Here is a 16,396-nt window from a genome sequence, read left to right as displayed (position 1 = left end):
TCAGGAACTTGTTCGCACCTTCCTTAATGAGCAGGTGCAGAATCCAACCTTCTACCCGCTGATTGCTTCCATTCAAAAACACTGCGACAAAATTATTATTGAAGGGATTGAGAATAGAGAACATATGGGGTTACTGCGTGAGGTGGGGATTTGGGGATTACAGGGGTATCTTTTTAAATCTGTCCCTTTTAAAAATGTGGATTCATTGCTTTAGTGTTGAAACCATCAAAGGGGCTTACGCCCCTTTGATGTATCACCCGCCTGTGCTGCTCTGACCGCTCAAGGCTGACAAGGTTAGCGACTGTGTAAAACTGGCTTGTGAGGCTCTCGCCTGGAAATCAATGTAATCACTCAATCTTGAGCTATCGCTGGCGATAGTGAGCGGAACAGACGCTTCAAGATTTAGATTGAATACAGGTGAAAGGTTGTACGATAGCGCACTATTGGTACTGGTTAGGGATGATGTAGCAGAATCACGAAGCGCTCCCGCTTGCAGAGAATCACCATTCAGGCTGTATTGTTCTACCGCTGTCCCTGTATGAATGAGCCTGTTTACCATTCTGTGTAAATGCCTTTCTCAGAAGTGACCGTCAAGGCGGTCACCGAACTCGATAATAAAGCGACTCATGGCTATCCGCCAGTCCTGAAGTGGCATCGTCCATTTCTGTGAGGCTGACTGGATAGCCAGCCTCACCACTTTTTTCACCGATTCATCTATCGGGAACACTTTCCGTTTCTTTATCGCATGTCTGATGACGCTATTCAGCGATTCGATTGCGTTAGTGGTGTAGATAACCTTGCGGATCGCCTCCGAATACACGAAGAAGGTGGCAACATTCGGCCAGTTTGCCCGCCAGCTGCGACTTATCTGCGGGTACCGTGCATCCCATTCCTTCCCGAACGCATCCAGCGCCTGCAACGCGCCTTCTTCCGTGGCTGCGCGGTAAACCTGTTTCAGGTAACGGGTTACCGCTTTATAGTCTTTCCACGCCAAGAACCGCAGGCTGTTGCGTGCCATGTGTACTATGCACAACTGGATCTGCGTCTCCGGGTAGACGGCATTAATCGCTTCCGGGAAGCCTTTCAGGCCGTCCACACAGGCGATAAGGATATCGTTCAGCCCGCGATTTTTCAGTTCCGTCAGTACATTCAGCCAGAACTTTGCACCTTCATTTTCGGCCAGCCACATACCTGGCAGCTCTTTCTGACCATCAAGGTTAATACCCAGAGCCAGGAACACCGCTCTGTTGATAACCCGGCTGTCCTGCCGTACTTTCAGGACAATACATTCAAGATAAACAATGGGATAAATCGCATCCAGAGGACGGTTTTGCCATTCTACAACCTGGTCGATTGCGGCATCGGTGACTTTCGATATCAGCGCCGGAGAGACGTCTGCATCGTACATTTCTTTGAAGACTGAGGTAATTTCGCGGGTAGTCATCCCTCTGGCATACAGCGCCAGGATCTGGTTGTCCATGCCGGTAATGCGGGTCTGATTTTTCTTCACCAGTTGTGGTTCGAAGGAACCATCACGATCACGTGGAGTACGTAATTCCATCGGCCCGTCGGTAGTGGTGACGGTTTTCGTGGAATAGCCATTACGGGAGTTGGTTCCCGATTTGGGCTGATTTTTATCATGTCCCAGATGGTGAGTCAGTTCAGCGTTGAGAGCAGCCTCAACACTGATTTTCTTGAGCAGGCGATCGAACTGACTGAGATCTTCAGGGGTTTTGAGATTTTTGGCCAGTTCGTTAGCCAGAGCCTGCAATTGTTTGTCGTCCATAATTTAACCTTCATTTGATGTTGAATTGAACATATCAAAATCAGGCAATTACACAAATATATGTACAGGCTCGCACCTGGGCTTGCCTGACTGACCGCAGGCCGGCGACGACAAGGTGGAAAAGTTCGGCGTGTGGCTCTGGCGGCAACGATCCCGCGAAGGGCGGACGGTGCTTGAGCTGTTGAACGTAAGCATGCGGGCAAACCATCTTGCGCGACTATGCCGGATGCCACCTATGCGGCAGCAGCTCTGCAATCTCACTAGCTCGCTGCGTCGGCAACCGTCTCAGCACATCCTTGAGATAGGCATACGGATCGTGCCCATTATTACGGGCCGACTGGATCAAACTCATGATCGCAGCAGCGCGCTTGAGCATGCGAACCCGCGCCGAGCATTTGAGAAGGCAACGGGATGAACGCTGGCTGGATAGCCGTGGTTTTCTGGGTAAGCAGGCGAATCCATTTGTGGACGAGGTTGGCATTGAGGCTGTAGCCCAAGGCGATGTTTGCGATGGAGGCACCGGGTTCAGAACACTCCTGAATGACCTGGGCCTTGAAAGATTTGCTGTAGGTACGGCGCTGAGGGCGCATGGAAAATCCGCTTGATGGGCCATGGCCTTCGGCGGCGGTGTCGGGAAGGTGTGTTGGCCGGACGGATACTGTTGAACTACGTTGTCTGGGGCAACGGAAGTGTTTCGGCCCGACTCTGGAACGCGATCCGCAGCGACGACTGGGCAATTCCGCACGTTGGCCTGAGCAGCCTCGGGGAAATCGTCGTCTGGGCGCGCCCAGACGAGTTTCCGCCAAGGAACATGCAGACAAGCAAGGGGCTGCGGGCACTCGGCTACAACGTGAGGATCGGTGTTTGATCGAGGCGCCTGTGGCACACGCAGGCTGAGGAGCCAGGCGCTGTCCATTGCCTGATCAGGCCGCCCCCCTGTGCCTTGCCTGAGCAGTTGACCTGCATCAATGGGGCGGGAGAACGCTGCACATTGACTCTTGACTCCTGAAGTTTTTCATAGTAGGTCTAGTATTACAAAGTATTGCAAGGATTTCCTTGGCCGGAACCGCAAAGCGACGCGATTGGAGAGGGTGAGATGAAAGCGCACCTACAGGTGATTTTCACGCTCGATGAATTGGCTGCGTACTTGAAAGTCGGCAAGCGGACGCTTTATCGGCTCGCCGCACACGGGGAAATTCCGGCTTTCAAGGTGGGCGGGACGTGGCGGCTTCGTCAAAGTGAAATCGATCAGTGCATCAATGATCAGACCCGAGCCGGAGCAAAGAAGGAGGTGATGCGCAAGCGTGAACAGCAGAAGTCATCCGAGCAGCCCGTGTCGCCTGGGCGCACTGCCCGTCGCAGCAGGCAAAGGGCTTGAGTAACTCGTTTTCCAATTTTTCTGGAGGTATGACATGGACATCGATTTCAAGAAGTTGGCTCCCTGGAACTGGTTCAAGAACGAGCAGCAAGAGCAGCAGACCGCCTCTTCCCTGCCGGTGCAGCGCAATGACCTGCCAGCGGCGAGCGGGCCAGTCAGCCCGATCCTGCAACTGCGTCGGGAAATCGACCGGCTGTTCGATGACGCATTCCGGGGCTTCGGTTTTCCGGCGTTGAACATGCCGCAGTGGCCATCCGATTGGTCGGGCATGCTGAAGCCGGCCCTGGACATCCAGGAAACCGACAAGCAGTACAAGATTGCCCTGGAAGTGCCCGGTGTCGAGGAGAAGGACATCCAGATCACCCTCGACAACGACGTGCTGATGGTGCGTGGCGAGAAGCGCCAGGAACAGGAGAAGAAGGAAGGTGGCTTCCACCGTGTGGAGCGCTCCTACGGCAGCTTTCAGCGTGCCTTGAACCTGCCTGACGACGCCAACCAGGATTCGATCAAGGCATCGTTCAAGAACGGGGTGCTCACGGTCACGATCGACAAGCGCGAGGTCAGCGCGCCGAAGCAGGGACGCTCGATCCCGATCAACGGCTGACGTCGCCGGCTCGTTCGTCACAAGAAAAACCCGTCCCGAGACGAGGTGTCGCGGCTCGCGATGCCTCGTCGCCTCAACCTTTTCAACCTTCTAAGGAGCATCAGCATGGCCAGAAAACAATGCCAGGTCTGCGGCCAACCCGCCACCGTGCGGGTGGAAGCCAATCTCAACGGTCGTCACAGCACCATGCTGTTGTGCGACGACCATTACCGGCAATTAGTGCGCCAGCAAAAGCGCACCGTTTCGCCGCTGGAAGCCTTGTTCGGTTCGCGCAGCGGCCTGTTCGAGGACTTCCTCGGCAGTGACTTCTTCCGCATCGGCGACGACGCGACGCCAGTTGCCGCCGATACCGATGACGTGGTCGATGCCTCGTTTGGCGAGCCCGCCGCCGCAGGTTCGGGTGCGCCGCGCCGTCGCGGCAGTGGGCTGGCCAGCCGCATCAGCGAACAGTCGGAAGCCTTGTTGCAGGAGGCCGCCAAACACGCTGCCGAATTTGGCCGCTCCGAGGTGGATACCGAACATCTGCTGCTGGCGCTGGCCGACAGCGACGTGGTCAAGACCATCCTGGGTCAGTTCAAGATCAAGGTCGATGACCTCAAGCGGCAGATCGAGTCTGAGGCCAAGCGCGGGGACAAGCCCTTCGAGGGCGAGATCGGCGTGTCGCCGCGCGTGAAGGATGCGCTCAGCCGCGCCTTCGTGGCCTCCAATGAACTCGGCCATTCTTATGTCGGTCCAGAGCATTTCCTGATTGGTCTGGCCGAGGAAGGCGAAGGGCTGGCCGCCAACCTGCTGCGCCGCTACGGCCTGACGCCGCAGGCGCTGCGCCAACAGGTCAGCAAGGTGGTCGGCAAGGGCGCCGAGGATGGACGCGCTGAGACGCCGACCAACACGCCAGAACTCGACAAGTACTCGCGCGACCTGACCAAGATGGCGCGCGACGGCAAGCTCGACCCGGTGATCGGCCGCGCGCAGGAGATCGAAACCACCATCGAGGTGCTGGCCCGGCGCAAGAAGAACAACCCGGTGCTGATCGGCGAGCCGGGTGTGGGCAAGACCGCCATCGTCGAAGGGCTGGCGCAGCGCATGGTGGCGGGTGAAGTGCCCGAGACCTTGCGCGACAAGCGCCTGGTGGAACTCAACATCAACGCCATGGTGGCCGGCGCCAAATATCGCGGCGAGTTCGAGGAGCGCGTGCAGAAGGTGCTGAAGGAGGTGACCGAGCACCAGGGCGAGCTGATTTTGTTCATCGACGAGGTGCACACCATCGTCGGTGCCGGCCAGGGCGGTGGCGAAGGCGGGCTGGACGTGGCCAACGTATTCAAACCGATGATGGCGCGCGGTGAACTCAACCTGATCGGCGCCACGACGCTGAACGAGTACCAGAAATACATCGAGAAGGATGCCGCACTGGAGCGGCGCTTCCAGCCGGTGACGGTGCCCGAGCCGACGGTGGCCCAGACCATCATGATTCTGCGCGGCCTGCGCGACACCTTCGAGGCGCACCACAAGGTCAGCATCTCCGAGGACGCGATCATCGCGGCGGCCGAGTTGTCCGACCGCTACATCACGGCGCGCTTCCTGCCGGACAAGGCGATCGACCTGCTCGACCAGGCGGCCGCGCGCGTGAAGCTGTCGGCCACGGCCCGGCCGGTGGCCGTGCAGGAGCTGGAGTCCGAACTGCACCAGCTGCGGCGTGAACAGGATTACGTGGCCGCGCGCAAGCAGTACGACCAGGCCGCCGAGCTCGGCAAGCGCATCGAAGCCAAGGAGGCCGAGCTCAAGAAGCTCGTCGAGAACTGGGAGCGGGAGCGGGCCTCCGGCAGTGCAGAGGTCAAGGCGGAACACGTGGCGCAGATCGTCTCGCGCCTGACCGGCATCCCGGTCAACGAGTTGACGGTGGAAGAGCGCGAAAAGCTGCTGCACTTGGAACAACGGCTGCACGAGCGCCTGGTGGGACAAGACGAGGCGGTCCGTGCCGTGGCCGATGCCGTGCGGCTGTCCCGCGCCGGCCTGCGCGAAGGCAGCAAACCGGTGGCTACCTTCCTGTTTCTGGGCCCGACCGGGGTGGGCAAGACCGAGCTCGCCAAGGCATTGGCCGAATCGATCTACGGCGATGAGCACGCCCTGTTGCGCATCGACATGTCGGAATATGGCGAACGCCATACCGTGGCGCGGCTGGTGGGCGCGCCTCCGGGCTATGTCGGTTACGACGAAGGCGGTCAGCTCACCGAGAAGGTGCGGCGCAAGCCCTACAGCGTGCTGCTGCTCGACGAGATCGAGAAGGCACACCCTGACGTCTACAACATCCTGCTGCAAGTGTTCGACGACGGTCGCCTCACCGACGGCAAGGGCCGGGTGGTGGATTTCACCAACACCATCATCATCGCCACGTCCAACCTGGGTTCGGACATCATCCAGCGACGGCTGAAGGCGCGTGGGGCGGCCGACGAGGAGTACGAAAAGACCAAGACCGAGGTCATGGACGTGCTGCGCGGCCACTTCCGGCCCGAGTTCCTCAACCGCATCGACGAGATCATCGTCTTCCATGCGCTGGGCAAGGAGGAGATCCGCCACATCGTCGGCCTGCAGCTCGATCGCGTGGCGCGCAGCGCCGCCAGCCAGGGCGTGACGCTCACTTTCGATCAGACGCTGATCGACCATTTCGCGGAAGAAGGCTACAAACCCGAGTTCGGTGCGCGTGAACTCAAGCGCCTGATCCGCAGCGAGCTGGAAACTGCGCTGGCGCGCGAGATGCTCGGTGGCAGCATCGGCAAGGGCGATCACGCCAGCGCACGCTGGGACGACAAGGCCGAACGCGTGGTGTTCGAACGCAAAGAGCTACCGCAGACCCCGGCCGAGCCGGAGCAGCCGGATGTCGCGAAGGCGACCGAGACGCCGCACGGCGACGCTGGCAAAGGCTCGCGCAAGAAGAAGTCGGCGAGCGACGCATCGTGATGGGCGTGTTCGAGCACGCCTACCGGATTCTCGACATCAACCGCGCGGTGCTGGAGCGCTGTGCGCGCGAGCTGCTGGCGCGGGAAACGCTCGACGAAAGCGATATCCGTCAATTGACTCAAGGACTTGTTCGGAACTGAAAACAGTAGTAGGTGCCATTCAGAGTAAACCGACGGCTCTGTTCAGTGCGTCATCCAATTCGTCGGCATTGTTCAAGGAGAACCGATATGTCTGCATTGACTCCGTGGGACCCCTTCCGGGAACTGGATGAATTGCAAAACCGCCTGGCGACGATGTTCGGACGAATACCCCAGCGACAGGGCGCCCGTACCGGCAACGAAGCCATGACCACGGCGGACTGGGCACCAATGGCGGACATCAGCGAGGATGAGAACGCATTCCTCCTCAAGCTGGATCTGCCGGAGGTCCCCAAGGATGCCGTGCGCGTCAGCGCGGAAAACGGTGTGCTCACCATCAGCGGCGAGCGCAAACTGGAAAAAGAGGAGCAGGGCAAGAAGTTCCACCGCATCGAACGTGCGTATGGCCGCTTTGTGCGCAGCTTTGTCTTGCCTGACAACGTTGATCCGACCAAGGTGACGGCTTCCATGAAAGACGGCGTGCTGGAAGTGCGGCTTGTCAAGGCCGAGCAAGCCAAACCGAAACAGATTGAAATCTCAGTCAACTAACTTCAACCAAGAGCCCAAGATCATGAATATCAAACAGCCACAATACACCTTCTCCGCACTTGCCCTGGCGGTCGTCGTCGGACTGAGCGGACCGGCTCTGGCCCAATCGGCGGCAGGTTCTAGCCCAGGTGCTGCAGCACCCTCTGCCGCATCCAAGGCGGCACAGCCACAGGTAGATGACAAGGCCGCCCGGGAAGCCGATAAAAAGCGTGCCGAGCTCACTCAAGACGCCATCACGGCGCTCACCAAGACCCAGGAGGCTTTGACCCTCCTTGATGCAAAGAAGACCAAGGAGGCGCTTGCTGCGCTGGAACTGGCCAGCGGAAAGCTGGAACTGGTATTGGCACGCGACGCCAAACTTGCTTTAGCGCCGGTCGATGTACGCGTCATCACCCACGATATCCACGCCAACGTGGAATCGGTAAAGAAAGCGGTCAAGTTGTCTCGGGAGTTGTTGGGTGATGGCGAGGTGCAAAAGGCCCGGCCCATCGTTGCCAATCTGGCCAGCGAAATCGTAATCCAAACCGACAACCTTCCGATGGCAACGTACCCGGCAGCGATCAAGTCGGCCGCACGGCTCATCGACAGCGGCGAGATCGACAACGCCAAAGCGGAACTCGTCCGAGCACTGAACACGCTGGTGGTGACCTCGGTCGCCTTTCCTCTGCCCGTGCTACGGGCCGAAGCCGCGATGGCAAAAGCTGAAAAGCTGGCCGAGACCGACAGGCGCGATGCCAAGCAGAACGAGGAGCTCAGCACCTTGCTGTCGTCCGTGCGCACGGAGATCGAGATGGCGCAGATCCTGGGTTATGGCAAGAAGGCGGACTTCAAACCCATCTTCGATCAGGTGAAGTCCATTGAGCAAAAGTCGGCTGGTGGCAAAAGCGGCAAGGGATGGTTCGACGAGTTGAAGACGCGCATCCAAAAGCTGTTTTGAGGTGATGAAGGGGCTGACTGCTCTGCCGGTCAGTCTCGCGATGTTCGCATTCAGCCCCAATAGATTCGCCTATTTTCACTATCTCATACGAGGCATATCACCATGAATGAGCAAACACCGAATCCCAATGCGACGAACGAAGGAATAAACGAACAGGCCGCGGTAAGCAGCCTTCCTGTCAGTCCAGAGTCCAAGCCTGAAGTCGTCACGGAGGTACAGCCTGAGGTTCAGAAAGAAACGGACTCACAGGCGGCAGACAAACGTAAACAAGTCCTCGATGAGGCAGTCTCGGCCTTGTCGCTGACCAAATCAGCGCTGGCCGCACTTGACGGCAAGGACACTGCACGCGCATTGGCAACGCTGGCCGAAGTGACGGGAAAGCTGGAGCTGATCGTCGCGCGCGAACCCACGCTCGCCCTGGCCGGCGTTGATGTGCGCACCATCGTGCACGACTTGTTCGCCAACACGGAAACCATTGAGGCGATGACCGACGAGGCGCTGGATGCCCTCAAACATGGCGAGGTGCAACAGGCTCGCCACGTGCTGGCTTTGCTGGCCAGTGAAATCGTGATCACGGTCACCAACATCCCTTTGGCGTCCTATCCCGCAGCCGTGAAGGCAGTCGTGCCGCTGATCGATCAGGGCAAGATCGAAGAAGCCAAAGCCGCGCTGCAGTCAGCGCTCAGCACGCTGGTCGAGGAGCGCAGCGTGCTTCCGCTGCCCGTCCTGCGTGCGAAGCTGCTCCTGAAGCGCGCCGAGCCCCTGGTAGAAGATGGTCAGCGCAGCGAAGCATCCAATGAGCGCCTGGAGACATTGTTGAACGAAGCCCGGCAGCAGTTGGAAATGGCAGAACTGCTGGGCTATGGAAAAAGGAAGGACTTTGAGCCCCTGTACGCTGAACTCAAGAAAATCAAGGAAAAGACGGGAGGGGGAGGCTGCGGAAAAGGCTGGCTCGATGAAGTCAAGGCAAAACTGTCCAAGTTGTTCTGAAACCGCTGGAGAGGGGGCGCATAGCGCCCCCTCTCTTGTCCCATGAGTGTTTGATTTTTTATTTTGTATAGATCTTTAGGAGATATTGCATGAACACAGACACCATCGCCAATTCCAATGCGGATGACCCCACCAAAGCACTGTGTTCGCTGAGCCAAAATTGGTGGCTTTTTGTGCTGCGCGGTGTCTTGGCATTGATTTTTGCAGCCCTCGCATTCTGGATGCCACAATCGGCTCTGTTGGCCATGACCATCATGTTCGGCGCATTTTCCTTGGTCAATGGCGCGTTCAACTTGTTTGCAGCGGTGCGCCATATCCAGAAAAAAGAGCGCTGGGGCTGGCTGCTGTTCAGCGGCATTGTCGGCATACTTACGGGCGTCGTCGTCCTGGTTGCTCCTTGGGTCGCCACGATAGTCTTGGCTTCTTTTTTATGGGCTAGCGTGGGCTTCTGGGCGATTTTCACCGGTGTGCTGGAGATATCCGCCGCCGTTCGGCTGCGTCGGGAAATCAAGGGTGAAATCTGGCTTGCCCTCAGTGGACTGCTCTCGATTATCCTTGGTGCTATCGTCTTGTGGATATTTTTTACCCGTCCGGTCGAGTCATTCGTGGCCGCAGGCTGGCTGTTGGGTTTCCATGCGGCAGTCTATGGCGTCACGCTTTTGTTCTTGAGTTGGAGTCTTCGCAAAACGCGCCTGGGGTAAGAGCGTGCCAAACCAAAATCTATGGATATGAGCATCCTCGATTCATGCCTCCATAGAAATGACATCGAAGGAGTCATACATGCAGATACAATATAGCTATCGAGCTATCGACAAAGAGTTTCATGAACCTTGGCAGAGAGCTTTGGGAAATGTGATCGAGCACGCCCTCAAGCCATTGCTCGACAAACACACTAAAGATTCAGCGCGACTTCAAATCGTCCTTGATCGCGATAAGATCAAGCGGCAATTTCTGGCCAGTGGCTATATGCACCTGCCCGGCAAAAAGATTGTCAGCGTTACTGCATCACATAACGAGCTGACGCCCCTCGCGCAGATGCTCGCACAGTCGTTGTTCCGTCAGGCCAAGAAGCATTTTGACCGACTGCATGCTCAGGATCAAATCAAGCGCAAAGCACGACGCGAGCGCTTGCGCGAGCTCAAGGTGCAGATTGCCGCAAAACCCGCATCAGCCGCCCATGAGGCCGAGGTGCCCCGAATGCCTCTACTGTCGAAACTTGAGGCTGTCGCAAGGCGTGAGCTGGCTTATCTGCGGGCCGTCGGCGATTTACCGCGCGATTATCCGACGCTGCGCGACGTGGTGGATGAAGCGATTGTCCGAGCTAAGGTGGAATGGCAATCCGTGCCGGGGGAAAAAGAGGCTTACACCGGTCTTTTGAAGCATCTGTTCGCCGTCCTGGATAACGAAGTGGCAAGCAGCCGGCAATTTGGCGAATCCGTTTCTCTGGACGCGCCGGTCGAACCGGATGCCCAAGACGTGGCCGAGGCCATGGTGGAAGAGGAAATCTTCGAATTTTATCAGCACGATGACACACTCAAGCTGGCCGATATTTTCGCTGGCAGTCAGCATCCCGATGTCGCAACGATCGCGGAACAGGAGGAGCTGATTGATCGGTCGAGCGAGTTCGCTTTTGCATTTGACCTGCTGAAGGACATGCCGCGTTTGTGGCGGCGCATTTTTCTGCTTATCCGTGTGGACGGGCTGAATGCCAGCAGCGTCTCTGAAATCCTGCTGATTCCTAGTAAGGAAGATGCTGTCCGAAGGTGGCTCATGCAGGCCGAAGCATTCATCGCTGCTCATCTGGAAGAGGCCGGAGTAAGCAAAAACGGGAACGATTGGCTCCAAAGCGTTGATTGGTCGGCATTGTCTGTGACCCGAAACGAGGCAGCCTCACTGTGGTCCAAGGAGGCGAACCATGAAGAATGATCTTCACCTTGTCTGCCCGCATTGCCAGTCCATCAACCGCGTACCGACTGCGAAGCTATCGGAACATCCCAACTGTGGCCGCTGCCAGCAGCCCTTGTTCACGGGCGAGCCCATCGAGTTGACCACGGCGACGTTCTCGCGCCACGTGGAGCGCAGCGATCTGCCGCTGCTGGTCGATTTCTGGGCGCCATGGTGCGGGCCGTGCAAGATGATGGCGCCACAGTTCCAGCAAGCGGCGCACCAGCTCGAACCGAGGATCCGGCTGGCGAAGGTGAATACCGAGGCTGAGCCCCACCTGGCCACGCAGTTCGGTATCCGCAGCATCCCGACGCTCGCCCTGTTCCAGGGTGGGCGGGAGATCGCCCGTCAGGCCGGCGTGATGGGCGCGCAGGACATCGTGCGCTGGACGTCGACGCAAGTGGGACGCTGACCGATGCAGGGCTTGCTCGGCACTACACTAATCCTACTGGCGGCTTGCAGCCTGGCGGCGATGGCGACGGCGGCGTTCAGAGTGCCCGCCTTGCTGGGGTATCTCTCTGTCGGCGTTGTACTGGGCCCCTCAGTCATCGGCGTGATCGCGCCGGGGGAGACGCTGAGCTTTCTGTCCGAGCTGGGCGTGGCGCTGCTGTTGTTCATGGTCGGACTGGAATTCTCCCTCGGAGACTTCTGGCTCGCCCGCAGGACGGTGCTGATGGCGGGCGCTCTGCAGATGATCGCCGTGGCCCCGCCGCTGATCCTGCTATTGATGTGGCTGGGGCAGCCCGGCCAGAGCGCCGCGCTGCTCGGCACTGCGGCGGCCATGTCGTCCACGGCGCTGGTCAGCCGACAACTGGCCGACCAAGGCGAGCTCACCACCCGCCACGGACGCAGTGCCATCGCCGTGCTGGTCTTTCAGGACCTGGCCAGCGTGCCCCTGCTGGCCTTGCTGGCGATCTGGGCGCGCGGCGAGTCGCCGAAGATCGAGCATGTGCTGCTCGAAGTATTCGGTGTGCTGCTGCTGTTCGCGGCAGCGGCCCTCGCCTCGCGCCGTCTGTTGCATGGCCTGCTGGGCTGGGTGGCGCGGCGGGGCCACGAGGAATCGTTCGTGCTCGTCTCCTTGTGCGTGGTGGTGGCCGCCGCCGCCGCTGCGCACGCGGTCGGCGTATCTGCCGCCCTGGGGGCCTTCCTCGCCGGGATGGTGCTGGGCGAGAGCGACTTCCGGCACCACATGGAAAGCCACCTCAGGCCGTTTCGCGATGTGTTGTCGGGCGTGTTCTTCGTGACCATCGGCCTGCAACTGGACGCAGCACAGATTCTTTCGGCACCGCTGGCGGTGCTGGCGTGGCTGGTGGTGCTGGTACCGGTCAAGATCCTGCTCAATACGCTGGCCTTGCGGGCGACGCGCCTGTCCGCCCTCGATGCCTGGCGCACGGGCATAGCGTTGGGGCACGGCGGCGAGTTCGCCCTGCTGTTGTTGGGCACGGTCTTGCAGCAGCATCTGATCCCCGCGACCGTCGTCCAACCCATGCTGGTCGCGCTGGTGCTCAGCATGGCCCTGGCACCGCTACTGATCCGCCATCACGATGTACTTGCCCGGTTCTTGAGCCGCACCGGCGGCGTCATTCAGCCACCCCAGGCTGAAGAAGTCGAGATCGCCGCGCAGACGACGCGATATCGAGACCATGTCATCATTTGCGGCGCGGGCGAGCTTGGCCTGACAGTCAGCGAGATTCTTCGCCACGCCGGCGTGGCGCATCTGCTGCTGGAGGCGGACGCGCAGAAGGTCGAGGCCGCGCGTGCCGCCGGCGCGCCGGTGTTCCATGCCGATGCCAGTCGGCCCGATACCTTGCTGGCTGCCGGCTTGACGCATGCGCACTTGGTGGTGCTGACGTTCGCCCATGCCCAGCAAGCGTTGCGCATCGCCCAGGCGATTGCCGAGCGCCGTCCGGCGCTGACCTTGTGGGTGTCATGCAGAAGTACGACCGCGGCCGATGCATTTCGCGCCATGCCCAACGTGCGCGTGTATCAGCAATCCTTTGCCGCAGCTATTGGGCTGGCGGAACAGGTGATGTCGACGCTTGGCATGTCGACCGAGCTGATTGAAGGACACATCAGCGCAATGCGCCGCCGTCTCGACAGCAGCCGTTTTCCAGGGAGTTCATCGTCATGAAATCAACACGCCTTAACCCATTTCAGGTCTTACGTGACCAATTGGCCATCATGAGTTTTTACGAGCGCTTCGAGCAGGTCGTCGCGCTCGTGCTGTCGGCGGTGATCGCCGTCATCATCGTGGTGTCGCTGTTCCAGCTCATCTCCATCGTCTTCACGCTGCTGGTTCTAGATGCCTTCAATCCCCTGGACCACGAGGTATTCCAGAGCGTGTTCGGCATGATCATGACGCTCTTGATCGCGATGGAGTTCAAGCATTCCATCGTGCGCGTGGCGCTGCGTCGGGACAGCATCATCCAGGTCAAGACGGTGGTCCTGATCGCGCTGATCGCACTCTCCCGCAAGTTCGTGATCCTCGACTCCGACGCGAGCCCCGCAAAGATAGCCGCGCTGGCAAGCGCCACGCTGGCTCTAGGTGCGACCTACTGGCTGCTGCGCAAGCGCGGCGACCGCGCCGCCGAGACCTCTGAGCATGACCCGTCATCATCCCAGTGATCCGCGCACGGCGCTCTTGCAACACCGCTGGCTCAACCGCCTGCAGACCGGGCTGTTGGTCCTGACCCTGGTCGGGATCGCAGCCGCAGCAGGGAGACTGCCGTTTGGGGAAGGCTGCCTGTGGCTCGCGCTGTTTGCCATTGCAGGTGCGTTGCTGCTGGAACCGGTAGCCGCGTCGGCGCTGAGCTTGCGCCTGTACCGCGTACGGGCCTTGCACCCGCAAGAAGCCCACAAGATGTGGGCCCTATTGCGCGAGCTGCCCGCCCGTGCCGGTTTGCCCGCCACGCCGGTGCCGCACTATGTGCCCAGTGCCGTCGTCAACGCCTTCGCCACCGGCTCGAAGCAGGAGGCATCGATCGCCCTCACCGATGGCCTGCTGCGCAGCCTGAGCCCACGCGAGCTGGCGGGTGTGCTCGTGCACGAGGTCGCGCACATCGCTAATGAGGATCTGCGTGTCATGGGGCTGGCGGATTCCGACAGTCGCCTCACGAGCCTACTGGCCCTTATGGGACAGATCGCGATCCTGCTCAGCCTGCCCGCGCAGCTGGTTGGCGCGGCGGAGGTCTATTGGCCTGGTCTATTGTTATTGGCCGCATCGCCCCAGCTGGCCCTGCTCGCACAGCTCGGCTTGTCTCGCGTGCGTGAGTTCGACGCTGACCGCCTTGCGGCGGAACTGACTGGCGACCCGCAGGGGCTGGCGTCCGCGCTGGCGAAAATCGAGCGGGTCAGCCGCTCCTGGCGTGCCTGGCCATGGTCGGGATGGGGCAATCCCGAGCCCTCCTGCTTGCGCACGCGTCCGGCAACGCAAGAGCGCATCGCACGCCTGCTGACGTTGGCGCCTGGGCCAGCATCAGCGTTGCCACTCCGCGCGCCCCATTTTTTGCCGGAATCTGCTTTGGCGACGCGCCCACCGCGCTGGCGCCCGAGCGGGCTGTGGCGCTGATTGCCCATCAACAGGAGACGTCTCATGGCCTATCTCGACCCGTACCAACGCCCCGCGCGCTTCGTCCGGCGCGGGCTCTTCATCACCGCCTGCATTGCCGCGCTCATGCTGCTGTGGCAGTTTCTGCCCGCCATCGAGGCATGGTTCAGTCCGCGCGAGGCAGCAGAACGCACCGTGATGGCGCGTGGCGATCTGGCGGCGGACGAGAAAACCACCATCGAACTGTTCGAAAAATCGCGCGCCTCGGTGGTCTACATCACCACCGCGCAATTAGTACGCGATGTCTGGACGCGCAACGTGTTCTCCGTGCCGCGCGGCACTGGCTCGGGCTTCATCTGGGACGACGCCGGCCACGTCGTCACCAACTTCCACGTCATCCAGGGCGCGTCCGAAGCCACCGTCAAACTGGCCGACGGCCGCGACTACCAGGCCGCGCTGGTGGGGACGAGCCCCGCGCACGACATCGCCGTGCTCAAGATCGGCGTCGGTTTCAAGCGCCCGCCGGCCGTGCCGGTCGGCACCAGTGCCGACCTCAAGGTGGGTCAGAAGGTGTTCGCTATCGGCAACCCCTTCGGCCTGGACTGGACGCTCACCACTGGTATCGTCTCCGCGCTCGACCGCTCGTTGCCGGGAGAAGCGGGCGGCCCGGCCATCGATCACCTGATCCAGACCGACGCCGCCATCAACCCCGGCAATTCCGGTGGCCCGCTGCTCGATTCGGCTGGGCGGCTGATCGGAATCAATACCGCCATCTACAGTCCGTCTGGCGCCTCGGCCGGCATAGGCTTTGCGGTGCCGGTCGATACCGTCATGCGCGTGGTGCCGCAACTCATAAAGACCGGCAAGTACATCCGTCCGGCACTGGGCATCGAGGTGGATGAGCAGATCAACGCGCGTCTGCAGGCGCTGACCGGCAGTAAGGGCGTATTCGTATTGCGCGTGACGCCGGGCTCGGCGGCGCACAGGGCCGGGCTCGTCGGCGTCGAGGTCACCGCAGGCGGCATCGTGCCCGGCGATCGCGTTATCAGCATCGACGGTATCGCCGTCGACGACGTCACCACATTACAGGCCCGGCTAGACGACAAGAACGTTGGAGATGTTGTGGTCTTGTTAGTGGAGCGGGCCGGCAAGACTCGCGAGATGCTTGTGGAACTACAACCGGGAGTTTGATGGAAAGTGGGTCATGGATCTGCACAGCGAAGCAGCCAAGCGACTTCAGCCTTGCGCCGAACTACGAGCCCTAGCTAGGGATGGTCTGAAGTAGCCCTGTATTTCCGGCTGACTTCAGCCACTGCTGATTTTGAAAGCGGTGAACCGATCAAAAACGATCGGATCACCCGCTCATTTCGGTGCTTTCAGCCGTCGCGAGCACCTTGCGACGGCCATTTTCCGCATTACAGGCGCACCTCTCCTGCGCTTGCCAGCAAATGTCGGCGGGCCATCCATAGGTTCGACAGGGCAAACAGCGTCACCAGTTGTGCAGTGTTCCTCACCAGCCCTCGGAAACGTACCTTGGTGTAGCCGAACTGCCGCTTGATCACGCGAAAC

At 60.0% G+C, this 16,396-nt stretch carries 17 protein-coding genes and 4 pseudogenes; 16 read left to right on the top strand and 5 right to left on the bottom strand.

Going from position 1 to position 16,396, the window contains the following annotated elements; translation table 11 throughout:
* A pseudogene (locus FDW88_RS00110) lies at positions 1 to 214 on the top strand (EAL domain-containing protein); the annotation flags it as partial.
* Between the two features lie 39 nt (positions 215 to 253).
* Here FDW88_RS00110 and FDW88_RS22780 read toward each other — a convergent pair.
* The 4 genes and pseudogenes from FDW88_RS22780 to FDW88_RS00085 all read right to left on the bottom strand — a co-directional run.
* Positions 254 to 481 (bottom strand): annotated as a pseudogene (locus FDW88_RS22780) (hypothetical protein); the annotation flags it as partial.
* A 96-nt stretch (positions 482 to 577) separates the two neighbouring features.
* Entirely contained in the window at positions 578 to 1,786 is a 1,209-nt protein-coding gene (locus FDW88_RS00100; RefSeq protein WP_137361781.1) for an IS256 family transposase, read from the bottom strand.
* A 217-nt stretch (positions 1,787 to 2,003) separates the two neighbouring features.
* Positions 2,004 to 2,168: pseudogene (locus tag FDW88_RS00090) on the bottom strand (transposase domain-containing protein); the annotation flags it as partial.
* The gene (locus FDW88_RS00085) at positions 2,113 to 2,376 is read right to left on the bottom strand and encodes a transposase (RefSeq protein ID WP_001247776.1); all 264 of its coding nucleotides are present in this window, start codon (positions 2,374 to 2,376) and stop codon (positions 2,113 to 2,115) included. The pseudogene FDW88_RS00090 and the gene FDW88_RS00085, both read right to left, overlap by 56 nt.
* Positions 2,377 to 2,390: 14 nt before the next feature.
* Between FDW88_RS00085 and FDW88_RS00080 the strand changes: the two genes are divergently transcribed.
* The 15 genes from FDW88_RS00080 to FDW88_RS00015 all read left to right on the top strand — a co-directional run bounded on the left by FDW88_RS00080 (position 2,391) and on the right by FDW88_RS00015 (position 16,018).
* Entirely contained in the window at positions 2,391 to 2,654 is a 264-nt protein-coding gene (locus FDW88_RS00080; protein WP_001295708.1) for a hypothetical protein, read from the top strand.
* Between the two features lie 228 nt (positions 2,655 to 2,882).
* Positions 2,883 to 3,164 carry a helix-turn-helix domain-containing protein gene (locus FDW88_RS00075; RefSeq protein ID WP_000643630.1) on the top strand — a complete coding sequence of 94 codons (282 nt, stop codon included), beginning with the start codon at positions 2,883 to 2,885 and terminating at the stop codon, positions 3,162 to 3,164.
* A 34-nt stretch (positions 3,165 to 3,198) separates the two neighbouring features.
* Positions 3,199 to 3,768 carry a small heat shock protein sHSP20 gene (gene hsp20, locus FDW88_RS00070; RefSeq protein ID WP_000350437.1) on the top strand — a complete coding sequence of 190 codons (570 nt, stop codon included), beginning with the start codon at positions 3,199 to 3,201 and terminating at the stop codon, positions 3,766 to 3,768.
* A gap of 105 nt (positions 3,769 to 3,873) precedes the next feature.
* Positions 3,874 to 6,723 carry a heat shock survival AAA family ATPase ClpK gene (gene clpK, locus FDW88_RS00065; RefSeq protein ID WP_049043027.1) on the top strand — a complete coding sequence of 950 codons (2,850 nt, stop codon included), beginning with the start codon at positions 3,874 to 3,876 and terminating at the stop codon, positions 6,721 to 6,723.
* Positions 6,723 to 6,863: a hypothetical protein gene (locus tag FDW88_RS22380; RefSeq protein ID WP_016154560.1), complete on the top strand. Its 141-nt coding sequence runs from the start codon at positions 6,723 to 6,725 to the stop codon at positions 6,861 to 6,863. Before clpK ends, FDW88_RS22380 begins: the two co-directional genes overlap by 1 nt.
* 87 nt (positions 6,864 to 6,950) lie before the next feature.
* Positions 6,951 to 7,409 carry a small heat shock protein sHSP20-GI gene (gene hsp20-GI / locus FDW88_RS00060; RefSeq protein ID WP_001275372.1) on the top strand — a complete coding sequence of 153 codons (459 nt, stop codon included), beginning with the start codon at positions 6,951 to 6,953 and terminating at the stop codon, positions 7,407 to 7,409.
* A gap of 22 nt (positions 7,410 to 7,431) precedes the next feature.
* Positions 7,432 to 8,346 (top strand): heat resistance protein YfdX1, encoded by a 915-nt coding sequence (gene yfdX1, locus FDW88_RS00055; protein ID WP_016154559.1) that lies wholly within the window; start codon positions 7,432 to 7,434, stop codon positions 8,344 to 8,346.
* Between the two features lie 102 nt (positions 8,347 to 8,448).
* Positions 8,449 to 9,336, top strand: a complete 888-nt coding sequence (gene yfdX2 / locus FDW88_RS00050) for a heat resistance protein YfdX2 (RefSeq protein WP_016154558.1) — start codon at positions 8,449 to 8,451, stop codon at positions 9,334 to 9,336.
* Between the two features lie 89 nt (positions 9,337 to 9,425).
* Entirely contained in the window at positions 9,426 to 10,037 is a 612-nt protein-coding gene (gene hdeD-GI, locus FDW88_RS00045) for a heat resistance membrane protein HdeD-GI (RefSeq protein WP_001090779.1), read from the top strand.
* A 79-nt stretch (positions 10,038 to 10,116) separates the two neighbouring features.
* Positions 10,117 to 11,262 (top strand): hypothetical protein, encoded by a 1,146-nt coding sequence (locus FDW88_RS00040; protein WP_019077720.1) that lies wholly within the window; start codon positions 10,117 to 10,119, stop codon positions 11,260 to 11,262.
* The gene (gene trx-GI, locus FDW88_RS00035) at positions 11,252 to 11,692 is read left to right on the top strand and encodes a heat resistance system thioredoxin Trx-GI (protein ID WP_000786816.1); all 441 of its coding nucleotides are present in this window, start codon (positions 11,252 to 11,254) and stop codon (positions 11,690 to 11,692) included. The genes FDW88_RS00040 and trx-GI overlap by 11 nt, the downstream gene beginning before the upstream one ends.
* A 3-nt stretch (positions 11,693 to 11,695) precedes the next feature.
* Positions 11,696 to 13,411: a heat resistance system K+/H+ antiporter KefB-GI gene (gene kefB-GI, locus FDW88_RS00030; protein ID WP_019077719.1), complete on the top strand. Its 1,716-nt coding sequence runs from the start codon at positions 11,696 to 11,698 to the stop codon at positions 13,409 to 13,411.
* The gene (gene psiE-GI / locus FDW88_RS00025; RefSeq protein ID WP_016154556.1) at positions 13,408 to 13,905 is read left to right on the top strand and encodes a heat resistance protein PsiE-GI; all 498 of its coding nucleotides are present in this window, start codon (positions 13,408 to 13,410) and stop codon (positions 13,903 to 13,905) included. Before kefB-GI ends, psiE-GI begins: the two co-directional genes overlap by 4 nt.
* Positions 13,883 to 14,848, top strand: coding sequence for a zinc metalloprotease HtpX (locus FDW88_RS00020; protein WP_016154555.1), 966 nt, complete (start codon positions 13,883 to 13,885; stop codon positions 14,846 to 14,848). The genes psiE-GI and FDW88_RS00020 overlap by 23 nt, the downstream gene beginning before the upstream one ends.
* A 24-nt stretch (positions 14,849 to 14,872) precedes the next feature.
* A complete protein-coding gene (locus FDW88_RS00015; RefSeq protein ID WP_137361780.1) occupies positions 14,873 to 16,018 on the top strand; it encodes a S1C family serine protease in 1,146 nt (381 codons plus the stop codon).
* A 224-nt stretch (positions 16,019 to 16,242) separates the two neighbouring features.
* Here FDW88_RS00015 and FDW88_RS00010 read toward each other — a convergent pair.
* Positions 16,243 to 16,396, bottom strand: a pseudogene (locus FDW88_RS00010) (IS5/IS1182 family transposase); the annotation flags it as partial.

The sequence above is a fragment of the Citrobacter sp. wls829 genome (assembly GCF_005280825.1).
Taxonomy (GTDB): Bacteria; Pseudomonadota; Gammaproteobacteria; order Enterobacterales; family Enterobacteriaceae; genus Citrobacter; species Citrobacter gillenii.
This window is presented reverse-complemented; position numbering and strand designations above follow the sequence as displayed.

Bases quoted from the DNA above. Each gene is read 5' to 3' on its own strand.
- yfdX1 (WP_016154559.1), top strand. From the start codon at position 7,432: ATGAATATCAAACAGCCACAATACACCTTCTCCGCACTTGCCCTGGCG.
- FDW88_RS00040 (WP_019077720.1), top strand. From the start codon at position 10,117: ATGCAGATACAATATAGCTATCGAGCTATCGACAAAGAGTTTCATGAA.
- hsp20-GI (WP_001275372.1), top strand. From the start codon at position 6,951: ATGTCTGCATTGACTCCGTGGGACCCCTTCCGGGAACTGGATGAATTG.
- trx-GI (WP_000786816.1), top strand. From the start codon at position 11,252: ATGAAGAATGATCTTCACCTTGTCTGCCCGCATTGCCAGTCCATCAAC.
- hdeD-GI (WP_001090779.1), top strand. From the start codon at position 9,426: ATGAACACAGACACCATCGCCAATTCCAATGCGGATGACCCCACCAAA.
- FDW88_RS00085 (WP_001247776.1), bottom strand. From the start codon at position 2,376: ATGCGCCCTCAGCGCCGTACCTACAGCAAATCTTTCAAGGCCCAGGTC.
- clpK (WP_049043027.1), top strand. From the start codon at position 3,874: ATGGCCAGAAAACAATGCCAGGTCTGCGGCCAACCCGCCACCGTGCGG.
- FDW88_RS22380 (WP_016154560.1), top strand. From the start codon at position 6,723: ATGGGCGTGTTCGAGCACGCCTACCGGATTCTCGACATCAACCGCGCG.
- yfdX2 (WP_016154558.1), top strand. From the start codon at position 8,449: ATGAATGAGCAAACACCGAATCCCAATGCGACGAACGAAGGAATAAAC.
- kefB-GI (WP_019077719.1), top strand. From the start codon at position 11,696: ATGCAGGGCTTGCTCGGCACTACACTAATCCTACTGGCGGCTTGCAGC.
- FDW88_RS00080 (WP_001295708.1), top strand. From the start codon at position 2,391: ATGGGCCATGGCCTTCGGCGGCGGTGTCGGGAAGGTGTGTTGGCCGGA.
- FDW88_RS00100 (WP_137361781.1), bottom strand. From the start codon at position 1,786: ATGGACGACAAACAATTGCAGGCTCTGGCTAACGAACTGGCCAAAAAT.
- hsp20 (WP_000350437.1), top strand. From the start codon at position 3,199: ATGGACATCGATTTCAAGAAGTTGGCTCCCTGGAACTGGTTCAAGAAC.
- FDW88_RS00075 (WP_000643630.1), top strand. From the start codon at position 2,883: ATGAAAGCGCACCTACAGGTGATTTTCACGCTCGATGAATTGGCTGCG.
- FDW88_RS00020 (WP_016154555.1), top strand. From the start codon at position 13,883: ATGACCCGTCATCATCCCAGTGATCCGCGCACGGCGCTCTTGCAACAC.
- FDW88_RS00015 (WP_137361780.1), top strand. From the start codon at position 14,873: ATGGCCTATCTCGACCCGTACCAACGCCCCGCGCGCTTCGTCCGGCGC.
- psiE-GI (WP_016154556.1), top strand. From the start codon at position 13,408: ATGAAATCAACACGCCTTAACCCATTTCAGGTCTTACGTGACCAATTG.